Raw genomic sequence first — 1621 nt, 5'->3', positions numbered from 1 at the left:
ATGAGTGGAAGAAACAGCACTACATGGCTAAACAACAAATGAAGATGATTGATATGTTTGAGACCCTTCGGGACGAAGGATATAAAGTCAGTTACACAACGGTAAGAAACTATGTCAATGAGCAAACAGCGAAAAAGAAAGAAGTATTTATTCGAAGACACTTTGAGCTTGGGGCGGAAGTAGAATTTGATTGGGGAGAAGTAAAGTTAGAAATAGATGGCACCATAAAAAGCTACTCCTTAGCTGTTTTCACCGTACCGTATAGCAACTACCGTTTCGCCAGGTTGTACGAATCTGAATCGCAAATATGTGTTTTAGACGTACATACGAAGCTGATTGACCATCTAGGATTCGTTCCCGAAACATTTACGTATGACAACATGCGAACTGTAGTAAAGTCTTTTATTGGTAATGAAAAAACAATAACAGAATCGATGGATCAGTCATCCCAATATTACAAGTTTAAGATTCGACTTTGCGAAGTTAGAAAGGGTAATGAAAAGGGGCACGAGGAAAGAAGTGTTGAGTTTGTACGGCGGGAGGTATTTTCAACATTGCATAGCTTTACGGATATAACGGAAGCAAATGAATATTTGGTTTCGGCAATGCAGAAGATCAACCGACGATTACACCACGAACATAACGTAGAGCATGTGGAACTATTGAAAAGGGAAAGGAATACAGCTGGGAAAAATCTAGTCCAACCATTTGATCCCGCGGATTTGGTGGAATGTCGTGTAGACAAATATAGCACGGTGGTCATCAAACAGAATCACTATTCCGTTCCGGAAGGACACGTGGGGAAATATATTCGCGCGAAGGTTGGTGCAGAGGAAATTCGGTTATTTATTGATGGCGAGCTCGCGGCTAAACACCGAAGGGATTGGGGAGTTCATCAATGGAAAATGGATATCTATCACTATTTAAAAACGTTTGAGATAAAAAAAGGTGCTTTGAATCAAAGCCAATGTTTGAAACAAGCACCCAGCCATATTAAAAATATTTACCAAACCTATTATATCGGAAAAGAGAAAGATTTCATAGCACTACTCCATTATATGAAAGAAAAAGATAATCTACAGGCAATACTAGAGGCAATTGATCAATTGAAGCAAATCCGTTCGGATTATATTTCGACAGAGAGAATTCAATTTATATGCGAGCAATCAAATAGTCACCCCTCTTCTATTGACGAGGAGGATGAGATTACTAGACAGGCCGAATTAAACCTGGAGGCCTATCAGAATATGTTTTACGTAGCCCCACAAAGGAGTAGTGTCGTATGAGCCAACAAGACAAATTAGTAGCATTGTGCAAGGATCTGCGGTTACCGAGCATTCGGAAGATGATACAGGATCCAAGTACTTTTGAGAAACCAGCGCAAGCATATGAAATATTATTTAAAGTACTATATCAGGAAAAGCAAGATCGACTCGTTCGGGCAAAGCAGAATAGGATTAGAGCTGCCAATTTTCCGCAGAAAAAATTACTGGACGAATTGGAAGAAGGAGCTTTACCAGAGGTGGCGCAGCACAAATTACCGGAGTTAAAAACACTTTCATTTATTGAAAAGGGCCAAAACGTCATTTTGACAGGCCCTCCGGGAACCGGAAAAACACAC

The 1621-nt window shown here is 40.0% G+C and carries 2 protein-coding genes; both read left to right on the top strand.

Features of this window, described 5'->3' with window-relative positions:
* Nucleotides 1–1286: IS21 family transposase (gene istA / locus IEX94_RS19440; RefSeq protein WP_188859904.1), on the top strand; the 1286-nt coding region annotated here is incomplete at its 5' end.
* The coding region (locus IEX94_RS19435; protein WP_188859903.1) for an ATP-binding protein at nucleotides 1283–1621 on the top strand (339 nt) is incomplete at its 3' end. The genes istA and IEX94_RS19435, both read left to right, overlap by 4 nt.

This window comes from Oceanobacillus indicireducens (genome assembly GCF_014647195.1).
Classification (GTDB): domain Bacteria; phylum Bacillota; class Bacilli; order Bacillales; family Amphibacillaceae; genus Oceanobacillus; species Oceanobacillus indicireducens.
The sequence above is the reverse complement of the archived record's forward strand: the minus strand, read 5'-3'. Positions and strand labels throughout refer to the sequence as shown.